A 17,509-nucleotide genomic window follows, 5' to 3' on the forward strand; every position below is an offset into this window, starting at 1 on the left:
CGGGGACACGATCCGCACCGGCAGGAAACCTTGTACACCGCCGGATAAAAACGCCCGGGAGGCGAACTTACCCGGCAGCCCCGGAGCGGGCTTCCGGGCATCTCCCGGGCGGCGGATATTTCATGCGCGCATCGTCGAGCACCAACACCCAGTCGTTCCCCTTGCCGCAGGTCGGGGGCGTGAAGGTCACCGTCGCACCGGCATCCCGGCGGCGGAATTCCCCGATCCGCAGCGGGCGCCCGCTGCGGACATCGTACCACCAGGCCACGATCCGCTTCCCGGAAACCCGTCCCAGGTCGACGGCAAACGGCCGTCCGCTCTCGGAATAGACCATGGCATAGGTGCCGAGGCTGTCGCGGGTAGCCGTACAACGCCCGTGCCCCCAGCCAGCATCCCCGGCGATAACGCCCTGATCGGGAATACGGCGGAAAAACGGACGGCTCTCGATAAGTTCCCGCCCATAGCACACCTGGTAAGCCCCGGGCAGCGAGAGAGATTCCCGCCAGCTCCGCACGGGCCCCGTGACAGGCGCATACCGGCCGGGTTCCCACATCTGCCATACGGCATGACAGCCGTAGGTATGTCCGCAGGCCCCGGAAAAGACCTCGTGGTAGAACGCCCGCCGCACATGCAGGGCTTCGGAAGTGCCGTATTTTTCCCGGTCGAAGTCGATCGGATGTTCCTCGTAGATCGGCTCCCCGTCCAGCACGGGTTTGACGGGCTGCCGGGCATAATCGCGGGCGATGCGCTCCCAAAGGTCGAAATCGTAGGCATGGCCGTTCTGCTGCATGTTGAACGCGAGCCACGGCTCGTCGTGCAGCCAGTCGCCCGAAGAGGATTTCCCCCACGGATGGTAGGTAATCAGGCAGGCCGAATAATCCTCGCGGCCGGCGACACCGCAGGCAATGCCGCGGGCGAAGGCCCGCAGTATGGGTTCACGCCCTTCGGGAGGACGGTCGCCGCCCAGTATCCAGATGATATTCCGCCGGATGCGGTAACGCTCCCCCAGATAGCGCCCGAAAGCCTCGGCACGCCCCTCCGTCGTGAAGATCTCGGGCCCGGGGCCCCATTTGAGGCAGAACTTGTCGCCCCATGCGGGCAGCAGGCCGATGACCAGCCCCAGCGAGTCGGCCATGGCGACCACTTCGTCCACATACGCGAAATAACGCTCGTTGGGCCGGGTGAACCCCGCATCGGCAAACGGCAGGTCGCCGTAGGCATTGGGGACACGCAGCCCGTCACGTTCCGCGAGGCAGACGGCCTGTATGACCGTGAACCCTTTCCGGGCGCGGTCTTCGAGATAGAGGCGCGCCTCTTCGCGCGTCGTACGGTGGAACAACTCCCACGCCGTGTCGCCCAGATAGAAGAACGGCCTGCCGTCGGCATATTGCAGGTAACGCCCGCCGGGATGCACGACGATGCGCCCTCGGGAGAAAGGCCGGGCGCCAAGGGGCGCAGGCGCAAGAAAGAGCGCAAAAAACAGGAACGCAAATAATTTCCTCATAAAAAACGATTTCAGGCGACAGCCGGGAACAAAACGGCAGTCGGGGCCGCCGGAGGCGACCCCGTGCCGGTGTGGCGGCAAAGCCGGGTTACAGCCCCTCCTTCGAGAGCAGCTCCGACGTGTCGATACGCACCTGCGTCGTTGTGAGCTTGTCGTTGAGCGCATAACGCGTCGGGTCGGATATGGTGACCGGCAGGGAAAAATCCTTGTCGGCATTCGCCTTCAGATAGGCGATGTCGACCGTGAGGAAAAAAGTCGCATCGCGTTTCCCGTCGGGGCAGCTCACCGAGGAAGGCAGCGTGTATGCCCGGCCCGGCAGCAACACAGTCCCGTCCAAGGGAGTGCTGCCCACGGAGACGCTGACCGTGTAGGCCTGCAACTCGGCCAGCCCGGCGCGGTAGATGCCCAGGAAAATGTGTACCTTCCCCGCCTGCGTGTCGATGCGGTAATTCTTGTTGGACTGCTGCGCCGTCCCGCCGTTGGGCACGGCATAAGGAGTGTAACCGGCCTGCGGCATATAGATCACCGCACTGCCCCAAGGCCTCTCGCTGTCGGCCTTCTGGCATGAGGCTGCCCCGCATGCGAGGAGCAGCACAGAAAAGAATGTAACGATCGTTCTCATAGTTCGATATTTTTCGGTCTACCAACCCGGATTCTGGTCGAGTACCCCGCCCGATTTTACGATTTCGGCCTGCGGGATCGGATAAAGGTTCATTTTCGGGGCCTCGAAGGTGCGTTTGGCCACTTCGAACGGCGTGTAGGCAAAGCCGTCGCCGCTGCGGGTCACCTTCACGCCGCGCAGGGGCCGGTTGAGCACCGTCCCGGCATCGTCCCAGCGCCGGAGATCCCAGTAGCGATGGTCTTCGAAGGCCAACTCGATGCGGCGTTCGTGTTTGATGGCCGTGCGCATGGCGGCCGCATCGCCCGGGTCGACATCGACCGGGGGCATCCCCACCCCGGAACGGGCACGCACGGCATCCACGGCGTCGCGCGCACTCATCCCGTAGCCGTGGGCGTCGTCGGGGCCGTAGGCTTCGTTCATCGCCTCGGCAAAATTAAGCAATATTTCGGCATAGCGGAAAACGATCCAGCTGCGAAGCCGTTTGTCGTCATTGGTGAGGTTCAGGTTCTCGTTCAGGAACTTGCGCAGGTAATACCCCGTGGGCGAAGCGTTCTGCCGGGCGGGGTCGTCGGCGCCGCCCGCATAGATTTCGAGCGTGCGCCCGTTCCACGTATCGCCGTTGCGCAGGACGGTGGCGTAGAAGCGCGGGTCGAGGCCGGCATAGGCATCGTCCGTATCCTCCCCCGTGGATTCATAGGCTTCCACGAGGTTCTGCGAAGGGCAGATACCCGTACCGCCGCCCTGCGTGCCGATGGGGTAATTCTTGCGTTCGAACTCGTTGGTCGCCCCTATACGCACCGCCCAGATGGTCTCGGGGCTGGTCGTGGAGGTTTCGGCGACGAACAGCCCGCCGTAATCGGGATGCAGGGAATAAATGCCCATGTTGATCACTTCGAAGGCCGCAGCGGCAGCGGCAGCCCACTTGGACTTTTCGCCCGAGGGATTGAACTGCGGGCTGGCGGCATAGAGCAACACCCTCGACTTGAGGGCCAGCGCCGCGCCGCGGGTGATCCGGCCCGACTTCTCCTCGAGGTTCTCGGCCCGCCAGTCGACGACCAGTTCGTTGCGCACCCCCTCGATCTCGCGCAGGATGAGTCCGACCACCTCGTCGAACGTGCCGCGCGGAAGGTTAGCCTCCTTCTGGTCGGCATATACGCGGTCGATGAGGGGCACCCCGCCGTAACGCTTGGCAAGCTCGAAATAATAATAGGCTTTCAGCACATGCGCCTCGGCGCGCAGCCGCTGCACGTCGACGATGTCGCGGCGGTAGCTGTCCAGGCCGTTCGAAGTGAGCGTGTCGCGGTGCATACCGAGGATATACCTGTAATCCACCGACTTATCGAGGTAGTCGTGCGCCGCATAGATGCCGTTGTAATAGCTCGTATAGCAATCGTCGGGGTTGTAATAGGCGCTCCAGCTGCCTTCGTTGAACCGCTGCGTGGAACTGAACGTGGTCACGTATTGCGCCTCGTCGGAAACGGCTGCGAAGAGGTTGCCGTCGATCGCCGTGAACCCGTAGGGGATGTGTTCGTAAACGCGGTAGCCCCAGTCGAACATCTGGTAACGGCGCGTGGCCATCATCTCGTCCGTCAGGTTCAGGTCTTCCTTGGTGTCGAGCGCATCGCACCCCGCCAGGGACAGCGAACAGAGGAGGACGCCCGCGAAAAGGATTTTCATATTTTTTCGTATCATGGCAGTCATGTTTAGAAGGTTACGGTCAGTCCCAGATTGTAGGATTTCAGCGCCGGGTGGCCGGAAAGGATTTCGGGGTCAATGTCGTAGTCGCGCATCAGCTTGCTGACGGTCAGCAGGTTGACACCGCTCAGGTAGATGCGGATCTTCGAGATGCCGGCCTTGCTCAGCGACGGCTGCGCGAAGGTGTATCCCAGTTCCACGTTGCGCAGCTTCAGAAAGTCGCCGCTGCGCTTCCAGAGTGTCGAATTGCGGTAGTTGTTGCTGTTGTCCTGCAACGAAAGGCGCGGATAGGTGGCCGTAGCCCGCGTGTCGATGCCCTGTTCGGGATAGTAGGCCCAGCGGCCTTCGGCAATCCCGTATACGTTGCCGTTGTCGCGGAACGCCACGTTCTGCAAGGGCGCATCGAGCAGGTTCACGTCACGGCCGGCCGCCCCCTGGAAGAGGGCGAAGAGGTCGAACCCCTTGTAGGACGCCGCCAGCGAGAACGAGTACTGCAACTTGGGCAGGTACGAGTCGCCGATGGCCGTCTGGTCGTTCTCGTCGATGACCGTATCGCCGTTCAGGTTCTTATACTTGATGTCGCCGGGCTGCACGGCACCGAACGTAGGCTTGGGAAGCCCCTCCCTGAGTTCGCCGCCGACGTCGAAATCGTCCCAGTCGTAGAACCCGTCGGCCACATATCCGAACAGGGCGTCGAGCCGCCGTCCCGTGCGTGCCGCGGTCGGCACGGTCACGACCTCGGCCATATAGTCGACCTTGTTGCTGTTGTAGGAGGCCATGCCCGTGAGCGCGTAATTGAAATCGCCTATGCGGTCGGCCCAGGAAAGCTGGACTTCGAAGCCCTTGTTGGTCATCCTGCCGATGTTGCGGTAAGGCGGATTGTCCACGCCCGAGGCACCGGGGATCATCCAGTCCTGGGTCACGATGCCCGATCGTTTTTCGAGGAACAGGTCGACGTTCAGGGACAACCTGTTCCACAGGCGCAGGTCGATGCCGGCGTCGTACTTCAGGCTCTTTTCGGCAAAAATACCGGGGTTCGGGAGGTAGGACAGCGCCGTTCCCCCGTGCCACGTGTGCTCGGAGTTTCCCGTATTGAGGCCGCCGCGGCCGGTATAGTAGCCCTCCCAGAGGTAACGCATCTCGCCCATCGGATCCCAGCCGTTCTTACCGACCGAAGCCCTGAGCTTGAGCAGATCGACCGTGCGGCTGTCCCGCAGGAAACGCTCGCGGGAGACGATCCAGCCAAGGCCGAGCGAGGGATAGAACCCCCAGCGGTTGCCGGGCCTGTAATTGTCCGAACCGTCGGCGGCGAAGGAGAAGGTCGCCACATAGCGGTCGTCATAGGCATAGTTGACCGCCCCGTTGACGGTCATGTGACGGTATTCGACCATCTTGCCGGCAGCGCCGTTCTGCGAAAAGTCGGTCTTGTAGATATTGTAGAGTATCCCGGCCGAGGCGGAGACCACATGCCGCCCGAACGTGCCGTCGTAGCCGACCGTGGCATTGTAGTGCTGCCACGTCCACTGGTTCTGGCCGCTGTCCTCGCCACGGGTATAGGGGGTGTCGTTATCGGTGGTCTGCTGCACCCCGTCGAGCCAGCGCGAATAGTTGCGCGTGTTGCTCGCACCGTCGCGCGTCCAGCTGCTCAGCGACATCGCCTCCGAAAGGTAGAGCCCCTCCACGAGGAAATCGAGCCGCTCCCTGAGCTGGAAATTGGCCTGCAGGGTACGGTCGTGCGTGGAGTTGCGCCCCAGTGCCTTGATCGAGGCCAGGGGGTTGAAATTGTAGATCGGGGTACCCGTCCACGTCCCGTCGGGGTTGCGCACGGGATAAACCGAGCTGGGGTATTTGGCAAGGTCGTTCCACAGGTCGCCCGCGGCGCGGTTGGGGTAACGGCGGTCTTCGATCCGGCCCCCGACATCGACCTTGGCCTCCAGGAAACCGAAGAGGTTCATATCGAGGTTCGTGCGGATATTGTAGCGGTCGATGCCTGCGTTGGCCAGCGTGTCGTTGGTAGGCGTGTCGTAGATTCCCCGCTGCCCCATGTAGCCGAACAGCACGAAATAGCGGACGGTCTTGTCGCCGCCCGAGACCGACACGTCGGCATCGGTATAGGGCGTGGCCTTCTTGGTGACCTCGCGGTACCAGTCCACGTCGGGCAGTCGGGCGACCTGGTCGGCCGTGTAATAGGGTGTCCAGACGTTGCCGTTGTCGTTGCTCAGCGCCTCGTTGTAAAGCCGGGTATAGTCGCCCGTACGCAACGGTTTCTGGAGGTTCATGGGCTGCTGCACGCCGCCCCGGACATTGACCGTGACGCGCGGGCGGCCGATACGACCGCGCTTGGTCGTGACCCAAATCACGCCGTTGGCGCCCCTCATGCCGAAGGGAGCCAGCGCCGCGGCATCCTTCAGCACCTCGATCCGGTCGATCTCGGCAGGCGAGAGAAACTGGAAATAAGCCATATTGGTCTGGAAGCCGTCAACATAGACCGGCAGCGACGAGTTGTTGTAGGTCGCCACGCCGCGGATACTGAGCGTAGCGGCATCGTAGCCGGGTTCCCCGTTGGTCTGCGACACGACGAGCCCCGGGATACGTCCGTAAAGCATGTTGTTGATATTGGCCGAGGGGATGGATACCTCGTCTCCCGTCATGGAAGAGACGGACGAAGTGACCAGCATTGCCTTCGTGCGAGCCGATGTCCCGGGGATCACATATACCAGGGCCGCACTGTCGGGCTGTTCCGCAGCCGCGGTATCCCGGGCGGAAACCGGGCCGGCACCACCGACGGCCAGAACCGCGAGTGCCGCGCCTCCGAGAAACACACTTTTCATATGGTTGGGATTCATGTAATTCTGATTTTTTCGGTAAACGATTGTGTATGGGCGGATCAATATCCGGGGTTCTGCACCAGATAGCCCTTATTCACCTCGCTGAGCGTAAAGGGCGAAAGGGACATGCGCTCGTGCCACGTGTATTCGGGGACATAGGAGGGCTTGCGCGTGTAATTGGCGAACTCCTCGGGTTTGCGGGGGTTCCACGACACGCCGGCGGCCTGCGAGAACTCGAACTTGTACTTGGCCCCGCCGACCATCGACGCCCCCTGCTTCCAGTGGCGGGCGTGGGGATACCACTGGTTCTCCTCGTAGAATTCCACGGCCCATTCGCGGTGGATGCTCTGCCGCAGCCGCACCCGGTCGGTCTGCGTTTCATCGGGAATGCCCCCGCGCCTGCGGATGTCGTTCAGGTAGCGCAGCGCCATGGTCGGGTTGCCCTCCTCGTTGTAGGCCTCGGCGATATTGAGGTAAAACTCCGCCATGCGGTAGATCGGGAATTCGAACCATTCGCGCGAACCGGCTTCATACCAGAATTTGATGTTCTTGGCACAGCCGTCCTGCCACTTGTATTCGAGCTGCCAGTTCTGGTACAGATCCCAACGGCTGTTGCCGGTATTGTTCTTGGGGTTGACGCCGTAGAAATAGAGCGACGCCTGCGCGCGGGGTTCCAACTCTTCGGCCTTGTCGCGGTATTCGCCGGCCGGGCGCCAGTCGTCCACGCCCGCCCACGTCTGATCCGTACCGTCGGCCTTGCGGTACTGGCAGAGCTGACCGTAGCCGGTGCCGCGGTACTGCCCCAGGTCGTGGCCGGTGTGGGTCGGCATGAAGGTGTAGTTCTTGTAGATGCCGTTATCGTCGGCCTCGCGCTGCTGCTTGTAGGCCAGCAGCACCTCGCGGTTCGACGGCGTGCCGACGGCCGTGCCGTAATCCTTGATGGGGTCGCCCGTGTCGATCAGCTCGAAGCCGTTGGCCTTGCCCCAGTCGATCACCTCCTGATTGGCCAGGCGCGCCGTTTCCCAGCGCTTGGCATCGTAGCCCCCGAGCCAGATCATCTCATTGTTCGCGGGGTCGGCCATCTGCATGTAGGGGGCGTCGGCATTGAAGAGGGGACGGGCGGCGTACATCAGCGCTTCGGCCTTGACGGCCAGCGCCACGCCCTTGTTCACGCGCCCCAGCCAGTCGGCCGGCCAGCGCACGCCTTCGAGTGTCGCGGCGGCCGCGTCGCACAGCCCGACGATGAAGTCGAGGGTTTGCTGCACGGTAGAGCGGGGGCGCACGTCGACCGTGGTGAGCGTCGATTCGACCAGCGGCACGCCACCGTAGCGCTTGAGCATCTCTACGTAGCGGAAAGCCACCAGCACCTGCATTTCGGCCTTGACGATGGCTTTGTCGCGGTCGGACATGTCGGCGACCTTGTCGATGTTCTCGTACACGAGCCACGCCTTGCGGATGTAGGCGTAGTTGTTGGGGAAATAGTCGTCGGTATAACCGGCGCCGTTATTCTCGTTGTTGGCCAGCATACCCGCCACGACCTGCTTGTCCATGTATCCCCATGTCAGGCGGCAAAGGTCTTCGCCGCCCATGATGGCTTCGGTCGTCTCGTAGGGCATGATCGGGGAGTTGTTCCACACCAGTACGGGCAATCCCGAGGAGAGGATCGTGGCGTAGGCCTCGGCGATCGCCCCCTCGGCGTTCTTGGCCGTGCTGAAGACCTCGTCCTGATCCATGCCCGTCACTTCGGGCTTCTCGATGAACCAGTCCTGGCAGGACGTAAGGCCGGCCGCCAGCAACAGGCCGAGAAGCGTATAAATGGTCTTTTTCATAAGGCTGCGACTTAAAATTGGATGTTGAAACCGAAGTTATACACGCGCGTGAGCGGGTAGATGATGCCTTCGGACGTACTGCCGTCCTGCACCAGCTCGGGGTCGATGCCGTCGATCAGGTCTTTGCCGCCCCAGGTACAGAGGTTGTTGGCATTGACGAATACGCGGATCGAGCCGATATGCGCTTTGCGCATCCAGCGGGCGTTCCGGAACGTATAGGCCACCTCGACGTTCTTGAGCTTGATATGGTCGGTCGAACGGAACCAGAAGGCATTGTTCTGGTTGTTCTGGCTGTTGGCCATATTCACGGACATGCGCGGGAAGGTGATATGCTTGCCGGCGGCATGGCGTTCGGGCGTCCAGCGGCCGTTCATATAGCTCAGCGGCGTACCGTTTCCCTGGGCGAAGGGCGTGATGAGGTAGCCGTTCATGTTGAACGTCCCCTGCGCCGAACCGGTAAGGAGCGCGGATATTTCGAACCCCTTGTAGCCGAAGCTCAGGTTGCTGCTGAACGCGAAGCGCGGGACGTTCGAGAAGCCCGTCGGGGTGATATCCTTGTCGTCGATGATGCCGTCGCCGTTGACGTCGACGATACGCAGGTCGCCGCCCTGGACACGGTTGCCGTCGATGGCATTGTAGGGATGGTTGGCGACCTCCTCGGGCGTATTGTAAAAGCCTTCGTTGTAATAGGCCTTGTACTGTCCGTAGGCGAAGCCCGTTTCGTTCATCCAGGCGTACATGTAGGAGGGTTCGGCCTTGTAGTCGATCTTGTTGACGGCATAGGAGACCTGTCCGCCCACTTCATACCAGAAATCCGTGCCGACGTTGTCGCGCCACGAGACCTGTATCTCGTAACCCCGGTTGCTCATGCGCCCCACATTCACGGGCGGCAGGGCGTCGCCGCTCAGGCCGATGATGCCCGGCGTGACCCCCAGCTTGGTGAGGATGTTGTTGCGCTTCTCCTCGAACAGGTCGACCGTGACGGAGAGCCGATCGCGGAACATGCGCACCTCGGCGGCGATGTTGTACGACTCCTTCTTCTCCCACGTGACGTCGGGGTTGCCTGTCGACTGTTCGTATTTGCCGGGGAAGGCCGGGTTATTGACCGAACCGTTCGACGAGCCGAAGAAATACCCGTCGAGCGGAGTGCCGTTCCAGGGGCCGTAGCTGTGGCTGCCCCAGGTGCCGGGCAGGAAAAGGAAGCGGTCGCCGCCGATCTCGCTGTTGCCGGTCTGCCCGTACGAGGCGCGAAACTTGAGCCACGTGAGGATGTCGTTCTTCGGGAAGTAGGGTTCGTTCGACACGACCCAGCCTACCGAAACGGCCGGGAAAAACCCGAACCGCTTGCCGGGCGCGAAGTTCTCGGAACCGTTGTATCCCATGTTGAATTCGGCCAGGTAACGCTGGTCGTAACCGTAGGTGACACGCCCCACCACACCGTAATAGCCGCGGGGGACGTTGTACTTCAGCCCAGGCGAGGTGTAGCGTTCGCCGGTGACGAGCGCCATGGCCGTGACGGCGTGCTTGCCGAAATCGCGGCTGAAGTCGATGCCGGCCTCGACATAGACCTTGCGGTTTTTGCCCCAGCCGCTCTCCTCGTAGGATTTGGCATTGTGTTCGCCGCCGTAATAGAGCAGCTCGGCCGGATCGGCGGGGTTGCGCGTGATCGAATAGACGGGCAGGTTGGGGGTGACGCGCAGCGTCTTGGTAAAATAATGGTCATACGACAACGCCCCGCGTACGGAAAGCCCTTCGACGAGGTAATCCATCCGGTGGCGGATGCGGATCGAGGTATTCAGGCTGCTCTGGTTGATGCGCGCCTGTGCCTTTTCGAGCATGTAGGCGATCGGGGATTTGCCCCATGCGCCCTTGTTGCTGTCCATGATCGTACCGCCGGCATAATCGGTGATGATGCGGCCGTCGGAGACGCCCGGCGCCGAGAAGGGCGGGGCTTCGTAGATATTGAGCATCAGGTCGCGGTAACGGCCCCACATGTCCACGCTGCTGTTGCGGTCGGTGATGATCTTCGTCTCGCGCACCTGCCCCGAGAGCGAAACATTGATCTCGGTGAGCGGGATGATGTTGAAATCGAAGTTGGTGCGGAAATTATATTTGTGGCTGCCCGAGTTAGAGGCCGCATCGCTGAACCCGAAGTCGTTGGTGAGGCTCTTCTGGTTGGAATACCCCACCGAGGTGAAGAAGGCCACCTTTTCGGTACCGCCGGAGATATTGACGCTGTACTGCTGCTGGGGCGACACCCCGGCGTCGAAAATCCGCTTCATGTAGTCCGTACTGCCGTAGTAGATGGCGGGGCTGTCGAGCAGCGCCTGTTTCTGTTCGGGCGAAAGGTGTCCCATCGCCTCGACCTCGGAGGGCGTATAGTCGCGGTTATGCCGGAATTTCCACAGTTCGTCCTGCGAAAAGACCTTGATGTCGTCGGGCTTGCCGTCGTTGGCGAACGCCTCGTTGCGCAGCACGGCATAGTCGTAGGAATTGACCAGGCTGGGCAGGGTCGTCGGGGAGGTGAAGCCGACATTGGCCGTGAACGAGATTTTCAGGTTGCCTTCGCGGCCGCGCTTGGTCGTCACAATGATGACGCCGTTGGCACCGCGCACGCCGTACACGGCGGTCGCCGAAGCGTCCTTGAGCACGTTGACGTTCTCCACATCGTTCGGGTCGAGCATGTTGAAGGCCGTCATGTCGCGCACGATGCCGTCGATGACGATCAGCGGATTCTGGTCGCCGGCATACGTCCCCACGCCGCGCACGCGGATCGTGGACTCCTCGAAGCCGGCCTCTCCGGTCTTCTGGACGGCGGCCATACCGGCGATACGCCCTACGAGGGCATTGGAAATATTGGTCACGGGGGAGCGCATCAGCTCCTTGCCCGACAGCTGCCCGATGGCGCCGGTGACGGTCTCCTTCTTCTGGGTGCCGAAGCCGACCACCACCACATCGTCGATGCTCTGGACATTCTCCTCGAGCACGATGCGGATATCGGTCTGGGTTCCTACGGGCACCTCCCGGGTGGTATAGCCGATAAATGAAACTGTCAACGTCGCATCCTTGGCCGCCATGACCGTGAAACGCCCGTCGAGGTCGGTCACGGAGCCAGTCTGGGTTCCCCTGACGACCACTCCGGCCCCGACGACCGGCATGCCCTGCTGGTCGACGACCGTCCCGGAGACCCTGGCAGGGGAGACGTCCTGCGCACCGGCGCCGAAAGCGACCGGCAGGACGAGCAGCAGAGCCAGCCCGATCTTCGCGAATCTGCGCAGGAGCCCCGGCACATTCAAATAATGGTTCATTTTCATAGGTATTTAGGTTGTAGTTGGTTGATTGCGTCCCGCGGGGAGAATCGCCGCCGCGGGACAGGCCCGCACTGAGGTTCACCGAGAGGGCCGGATCACAAAATCGAAAAGGTCGGAGCGTCTTTTTCTTTCATAGGCTGATAGGTTTGGTTATGCTTCAGGATTTTCGTTACAACAAATTTAGGAAGACGGAACAGGGATATAAAGAACGGATTTATCATTTATTTGTCCGTTTTCATCATCCACCCTCCTGCGCTTCAATATTCGATCCGGACGACCACCGAGCGCGTGAAGTCCGGAAGCGATACGTCGGCACGGCGGGACGCGCGCACCCACTCGTCCCGCCAGGGGTCGTAGATCCGCACTTTCTTCACCCTGCGCCCGCCGAGCAGCGGTGTGAAGTCGACCTGCAGGCCGGACAGTCGCTGTGCCGGAATGCGTTCGGAGAGCTCGTGCCGCCACGTGCTCACCGTATCGCGGCACCAGGCAAGCAGCGTGTGTTCGCCCCGCAGCACATAGACCCGCAGCCCTGCCGTATCGCGGCGCACGGGTTCGAACCCTTCGCGGAGGGGGTCGACACCTTCGACGGCACGCGCGAAGCGCCCCATCTGGAACCAGGTATGCTGCTTGTCGATATGGTGATCCCAATGCCAGAGGTGCCCCGGCCCGGCGGCTCCGCTGAAAAAGGGGGCGAAGAGCACGTCGTGGAGCACGGAACCCATCGTATCTACCTTATATATAGGATGGGGGCCGGTATGCACGGGTTTCACGGCGCCCGACTCGGCCAGCAGCATCGGTTTGCGGAGGCCGTATCCGCGCAGCACGGCGATGGCATCGGAGGCCATGCTGTCGACCGGAGCGCCGCACACGGCCAGTTCGGCACCCTCGTCGATATAGCGGTGCACCTGCGCCACCTCGTTCGAAGGCAGGCGGTTGATGAATTCATAAATCGGGAAGCTCGACTCCCGGTCGAGCGAGCCGAGGCTCTGCATCACCAGGTTTTTCGGGAAGATCTCCTTCACACGCGGCAGCATACGGACATTCCACGCGCGCAGGTGCTCCTCGGGCGTCTCCACGGCGTTCATTTCGTTCCACAGCTCCCAGCCGAAAACGGCGGGATGGTCGCCGTAACGCTCGCGGAAGATGCGCACGCGGCGCAGGAACTCCTCCTCACCACGCTGCGAAGTGATATAATCGTCGGCATCGGCAAACGGGCCGCCGTTGGAAGTATGGTACGAGGCTTTGGTGTCCCACTTGTTCACGCCCGGTCGGATATGGCGGAAACTCTCGATACAGAATTTGATCTTGATGCCGTACCGGTCGGCGAGCTCCAGCAGGCGGTCGATACGCACGAGCTTGGCGCTGTCCACCTCGCCGTAGCGGGTTTCGATCTCGAAGAGGCCCGTGTTGAGCCACACGCGGCCGAAATTGGCGCCGTGGCGGTGCATCTCCCCGAGGTAATGTTCCATGTCGGCAACCGACCCCATCGCGGCGATGTTGCATCCCACGGGGATATACGGCTGCCCGTCCGAAAGGCAGAAATAACGGGAATCCCGGGCGCTTACCTGGACGAAAGAGCGCCTGAAGGAGCGCCCGGGGCGCTTGGCCCACGCCTCCGCTACCGACACGAAGGCAAGGAGGCAGGTCAAAAGGATGAGTCGTTTCATAGGTCGTAGTCTTAGGTTTGAGCGACAGGATAAAAGTAGGGAATTCCCCGCGCACGGAATGTAACCGGTTCAGCAGATGCTAACACATTTTCGTCGGGACAGCGCAGGAGGGGCGAAAGGCCGGTTTTCTGTTAATTTTTGATAAATCCGTGCAAATCCGGCGGGTGGAGTATTCCTATATTTGTTCCATCGAAAACTCTACCTTATCCGAACTATGAAACGACTTACGGCAATCTTCCTGTGCACGCTTGCATACGGCGCCGCAACAGCCGCCGACGGATGGGACGCCGACCAGCACGTCAACGCTCTGCGCCGCCTGCCCGCCCGGGCCACCTCCTACTCCTACAAGACCCCGCAGGATGCACTGGCGGGAGACCGCGCCCAATCACGGATGATGCCGCTCGACGGCGTCTGGAAATTCCGTTTTGCGGAAGACGCCGCCCAAAGCCCCGAAGGGTTCTGGCAACCGGACGCCGACCTCGGAAACTGGGACGAGATAGAGGTTCCCTCGTGCTGGGAGATGCAGGGCTACGGGTATCCGATATACACCAACATCCCCTATCCGTTCGAGTTCAGGCCGCCGTCGATCACACGCGACAACCCGACGGGATGCTACGTCCGAAAGTTCACCGTACCCCGAAGCTGGGAAGGCGACCGGGTAGTGCTGCACTTCGGGGGTGTATACTCGGGTTATTACGTCTGGGTCAACGGCACCCTGGCAGGATATGCCGAGGACAGCTGCCTGCCCTCGGAATTCGACGTCACCGGCCTGCTGCGACCGGGCGAGAACACGCTCGCCGTGAAGGTTTTCAAATGGACGGACGGCAGTTACCTCGAAGATGCCGACCACTGGCGCATGGCGGGCATACACCGCGAAGTATACCTTGCCGCAAAACCCGACGTGGCCATCGGCGACTTCGGGGTGCGGACGCTGCTCGACGGCGACATGCGCGACGCGCTGTTGCAGATACGCCCCACGATCGACCTGCGCGAGGGCACCCCGGCGGCAGGATGGCATCTGCGGGCGCAACTCTATGCCCCCGACGGGACGCCCGAAGGCCGTGAAATGGGACTACCGGTCGAAGAAATCCTGTCGGAGGCTTACCCGCAACGCGACAACGTCTACTTCGCACTGATGGAGCAGCGCATCGCGGCACCCGAAAAATGGAGCGCCGAGAACCCTGCGCTCTACACCCTCGTGCTGACCCTGCGCAACGATGACGGGCAGGTCGCCGAATCGCGCAGCTGCAAGGTCGGGTTCCGCGACGTCCGGCTCCGCGGACGCGAGATGCTGGTCAACGGCGTCCCCGTGAAACTCTACGGCGTAAACCGCCACGACCACGACCAATATACGGGAAAGACCGTCACGCGCGAAGGGGTGGAACAGGACGTAAGGCTAATGAAACTGCTGAATTTCAACTCCGTGCGTACGTCCCACTACCCCAACGACCCCTATTTCTACGAGCTGTGCGACCGCTACGGCCTTTACGTCATCGACGAAGCCAACATCGAGAGCCACGGTTCGGGCGGGAAGCTCTCGAACGACCCGGAGTGGGCCGTTCCGTTCCTGGAGCGTGTGAGCCGGATGGTCGTCCGCGACCGCAACCACCCCTCCATCGTCATGTGGTCGCAGGGCAACGAATCGGGATGCGGCCCGGCGCACGCGGCGGCAGCCGGCTGGGCCAAGGATTACGACCCCACGCGCCTGATCCACTACGAAGGGGCGCAGGGACAACCTGCGAGCCCGCTTTACGTACCCCTCAGGCGCACTTCGGCGGCCGTATTCACCAGTGCCGCCCCCGCAGACGGGAAGCCTGGCACCCCGCAACAGCCGCAGGACGGCGGCAATCCGACCGATCCCGCCTACGTGGATATCGTGAGCCGCATGTATCCCACGGTCGGGGAGCTGGAGCGCATGGCCCTCAACCCGCGGATCGACCGCCCCGTGCTGATGTGCGAATACGCCCACTCGATGGGAAATTCGACCGGCGGGCTGAACGACTACTGGACGGTCATCCGCAGCCATGAGGGACTGCTGGGCGGCCATATCTGGGACTGGGCAGAGCAGGGGCTGGTCAAAAAAGACACCTGCCAACGCACTTATTGGGCCTACGGCGGGGATTTCGAACCGGCAGGGGAGCATCACGACGCGGCGTTCTGCTGCAACGGCATCGTCAACCCCGACCGTACGCTGAAGCCCGCGGCACTGGAGTGCAAATATGTATTCCAGCCCATCGGGTTCACGGCGGACGACCTTGCTGCCGGAAGGGTTGTCGTACACAACCGTAATTTCTTCTCCCCGACCGACCGCTACGACTTCACTTGGGAAATATCGACCGACAAGGGCGTATTGCAGCGCGGCAGTTTCGACGTGCCGACGACACCCGCGGGCAAGAGCGCCCCGGCCACCGTCGGGTTCCGCCCCTTCGAGCCCGAACCCGGCGCCGAATATCTGCTCCGCGTACAGGCCCGGGAAAAACGGGCGACCCCTTACGCCGGGGCCGGGCACATCGCTGCGCAAGAGCAGTTCGGACTGCCTTTCTACAAGGCTCCCGCGCATAAACCCGCCGCAGGCAGGGCGGCCGTCTCGCAGGACGGGGAGCGCATCGTGCTGAGCGCCGCGGGTGTCCGGGCGGAAATCGACCGCAGAAGCGGTTACCTGGTCTCCTATACGGTACGCGGGAAGGCATTGGTATGCGACACCCTGCGGCCGAACTTCTGGCGGGCGTCGACCGACAACGACTGGCGCGGATGGCGCGTCGGGCAGATCGCCGGATGCTGGAAAGAGATGCCCGGAAGGATCCGGACGGAAGGCATCCGCATCGACGAAGCCGCAGGGACGGTGCACGTCGAAAAGGGGGTTCCCGACAGCGTGCGGCTGACGCTGGTTTATACGCTCGACGGCACGGGGGCGCTGGCCGTGTCGTACGACCTGCAGATCGCCGGGCAGTTGCCGGAACCGCTGCGCGCGGGGCTCCGAACCCGGGTTCCCAATACACTGGGGAGGATGGCCTACTTCGGCAAAGGGCCCCAGGAAAATTACTCCGACCGCTCGTGCGGTGCTTTGCTCGGCCTCTACCGGGGTACGCCCGGGGACTTCATGCACGACTACATCACCCCGCAGGAGAACGGCAACCGCTGCGCAGTGCGTTGGCTCACGCTGACGGAGGGCAACGGGCACGGCATCCAGATCGCGGGAGACAGCCCCCTGAGCATGTCGGTATGGGACTGCACGCAGGAGGCGCTCGACAGGGCACGCCACGTCACCGAAGTGGAGCGGCTTCCGGATGCCCTGACGGTCAACATAGACTGCGTACAGGCCGGGGTCGGGGGAACCGATACCTGGAGCCTGAATGCGCGCCCCTCAGAGCAGTACCGCCTGCTGGCAAAACGCTATGCCTATAAATTCACGCTACTTCCCTGCAACAACGAATCCGAAGCAATCCGCAACGGCCGGAGGCTTTGCAACAAACGATAGACCATGAAAAAGATAATCCTGTTACTGGCGTTGGGATTCCTGTGCCAACCCCTTTACCCGCAACGCACCGAATACCCGCAGATCGGGGCGCAGGTGTTCATCGAACCGGGGCAGACCGACAAGCAGATCGACGGGTTCTTCAGGATACTCGCGCAGCACGGATTCGAAACGGCACGCATCCGGATGTTCGGGGCGCACATGCTGCGCCCGGACGGATCGTGGGATTTCACGCTTTACGACAAAGCATTCGATGCCGCCGGGAAACACGGCGTAAAACTCTTCGCCACGCTCTTCCCGCCGACCGACGAGCTGGGCGACGTGGGCGGATTCAAATTCCCCCGCTCGAAAGCCCACCTGCTGGAAATCGCCGATTACATCGAAGCCGTCGTGAGCCACTTCAGGGGGCATCCCGCCCTCGACACCTGGGTGTTGCAGAACGAACCGGGGACGGGCGGAACGGGGCCCGGGCGAAACGACCTGACCGACGAGGTTTTCGCACGCTGGAAAGCCGCACAGCAGACTCCGGCCTACGACAACGGCTACCTGAAAGCCGACTTCACGCAAGAGCGGTTCCA

The 17,509-nt window shown here is 62.1% G+C and carries 8 protein-coding genes and 1 pseudogene; 2 read left to right on the forward strand and 7 right to left on the reverse strand.

Annotated elements, in window-relative coordinates; all coding sequences use genetic code 11:
- Nucleotides 1–67 precede the first annotated feature (67 nt).
- The 7 genes from QVP03_RS09570 to QVP03_RS09600 form a co-directional block, all read right to left on the reverse strand.
- Nucleotides 68–1,504 carry a glycoside hydrolase family 140 protein gene (locus QVP03_RS09570; protein ID WP_022333250.1) on the reverse strand — a complete coding sequence of 479 codons (1,437 nt, stop codon included), beginning with the start codon at nucleotides 1,502–1,504 and terminating at the stop codon, nucleotides 68–70.
- 88 nt (nucleotides 1,505–1,592) lie between these two features.
- The gene (locus QVP03_RS09575; protein ID WP_022333251.1) at nucleotides 1,593–2,126 is read right to left on the reverse strand and encodes a DUF1735 domain-containing protein; all 534 of its coding nucleotides are present in this window, start codon (nucleotides 2,124–2,126) and stop codon (nucleotides 1,593–1,595) included.
- Nucleotides 2,127–2,144: 18 nt separating this feature from the next.
- Nucleotides 2,145–3,803 (reverse strand): RagB/SusD family nutrient uptake outer membrane protein, encoded by a 1,659-nt coding sequence (locus QVP03_RS09580; protein WP_022333252.1) that lies wholly within the window; start codon nucleotides 3,801–3,803, stop codon nucleotides 2,145–2,147.
- 26 nt (nucleotides 3,804–3,829) lie between these two features.
- Nucleotides 3,830–6,652, reverse strand: coding sequence for a SusC/RagA family TonB-linked outer membrane protein (locus QVP03_RS09585; RefSeq protein WP_288210743.1), 2,823 nt, complete (start codon nucleotides 6,650–6,652; stop codon nucleotides 3,830–3,832).
- A gap of 56 nt (nucleotides 6,653–6,708) precedes the next feature.
- Entirely contained in the window at nucleotides 6,709–8,478 is a 1,770-nt protein-coding gene (locus tag QVP03_RS09590; RefSeq protein ID WP_022333254.1) for a RagB/SusD family nutrient uptake outer membrane protein, read from the reverse strand.
- A gap of 11 nt (nucleotides 8,479–8,489) precedes the next feature.
- Nucleotides 8,490–11,792, reverse strand: a complete 3,303-nt coding sequence (locus tag QVP03_RS09595) for a SusC/RagA family TonB-linked outer membrane protein (RefSeq protein ID WP_276637539.1) — start codon at nucleotides 11,790–11,792, stop codon at nucleotides 8,490–8,492.
- A 254-nt stretch (nucleotides 11,793–12,046) separates the two neighbouring features.
- A complete protein-coding gene (locus tag QVP03_RS09600) occupies nucleotides 12,047–13,456 on the reverse strand; it encodes a cellulase family glycosylhydrolase (protein ID WP_022333256.1) in 1,410 nt (469 codons plus the stop codon).
- A 214-nt stretch (nucleotides 13,457–13,670) separates the two neighbouring features.
- On the opposite strand from QVP03_RS09600, the gene QVP03_RS09605 reads away from it, so the two are divergent.
- Nucleotides 13,671–16,934 (forward strand): glycoside hydrolase family 2 TIM barrel-domain containing protein, encoded by a 3,264-nt coding sequence (locus QVP03_RS09605; RefSeq protein ID WP_022333257.1) that lies wholly within the window; start codon nucleotides 13,671–13,673, stop codon nucleotides 16,932–16,934.
- Between the two features lie 3 nt (nucleotides 16,935–16,937).
- Nucleotides 16,938–17,509: pseudogene (locus QVP03_RS09610) on the forward strand (beta-galactosidase); the annotation flags it as partial.

The organism is Alistipes sp. CAG:29 (genome assembly GCF_000435435.1).
Taxonomy (GTDB): domain Bacteria; phylum Bacteroidota; class Bacteroidia; order Bacteroidales; family Rikenellaceae; genus Alistipes; species Alistipes onderdonkii.

Coding starts and splice junctions, on each gene's coding strand:
- QVP03_RS09595 (WP_276637539.1), bottom strand. CDS start 11,792: ATGAAAATGAACCATTATTTGAATGTGCCGGGGCTCCTGCGCAGATTC.
- QVP03_RS09575 (WP_022333251.1), bottom strand. CDS start 2,126: ATGAGAACGATCGTTACATTCTTTTCTGTGCTGCTCCTCGCATGCGGG.
- QVP03_RS09580 (WP_022333252.1), bottom strand. CDS start 3,803: ATGAAAATCCTTTTCGCGGGCGTCCTCCTCTGTTCGCTGTCCCTGGCG.
- QVP03_RS09585 (WP_288210743.1), bottom strand. CDS start 6,652: ATGAAAAGTGTGTTTCTCGGAGGCGCGGCACTCGCGGTTCTGGCCGTC.
- QVP03_RS09590 (WP_022333254.1), bottom strand. CDS start 8,478: ATGAAAAAGACCATTTATACGCTTCTCGGCCTGTTGCTGGCGGCCGGC.
- QVP03_RS09605 (WP_022333257.1), top strand. CDS start 13,671: ATGAAACGACTTACGGCAATCTTCCTGTGCACGCTTGCATACGGCGCC.
- QVP03_RS09570 (WP_022333250.1), bottom strand. CDS start 1,504: ATGAGGAAATTATTTGCGTTCCTGTTTTTTGCGCTCTTTCTTGCGCCT.
- QVP03_RS09600 (WP_022333256.1), bottom strand. CDS start 13,456: ATGAAACGACTCATCCTTTTGACCTGCCTCCTTGCCTTCGTGTCGGTA.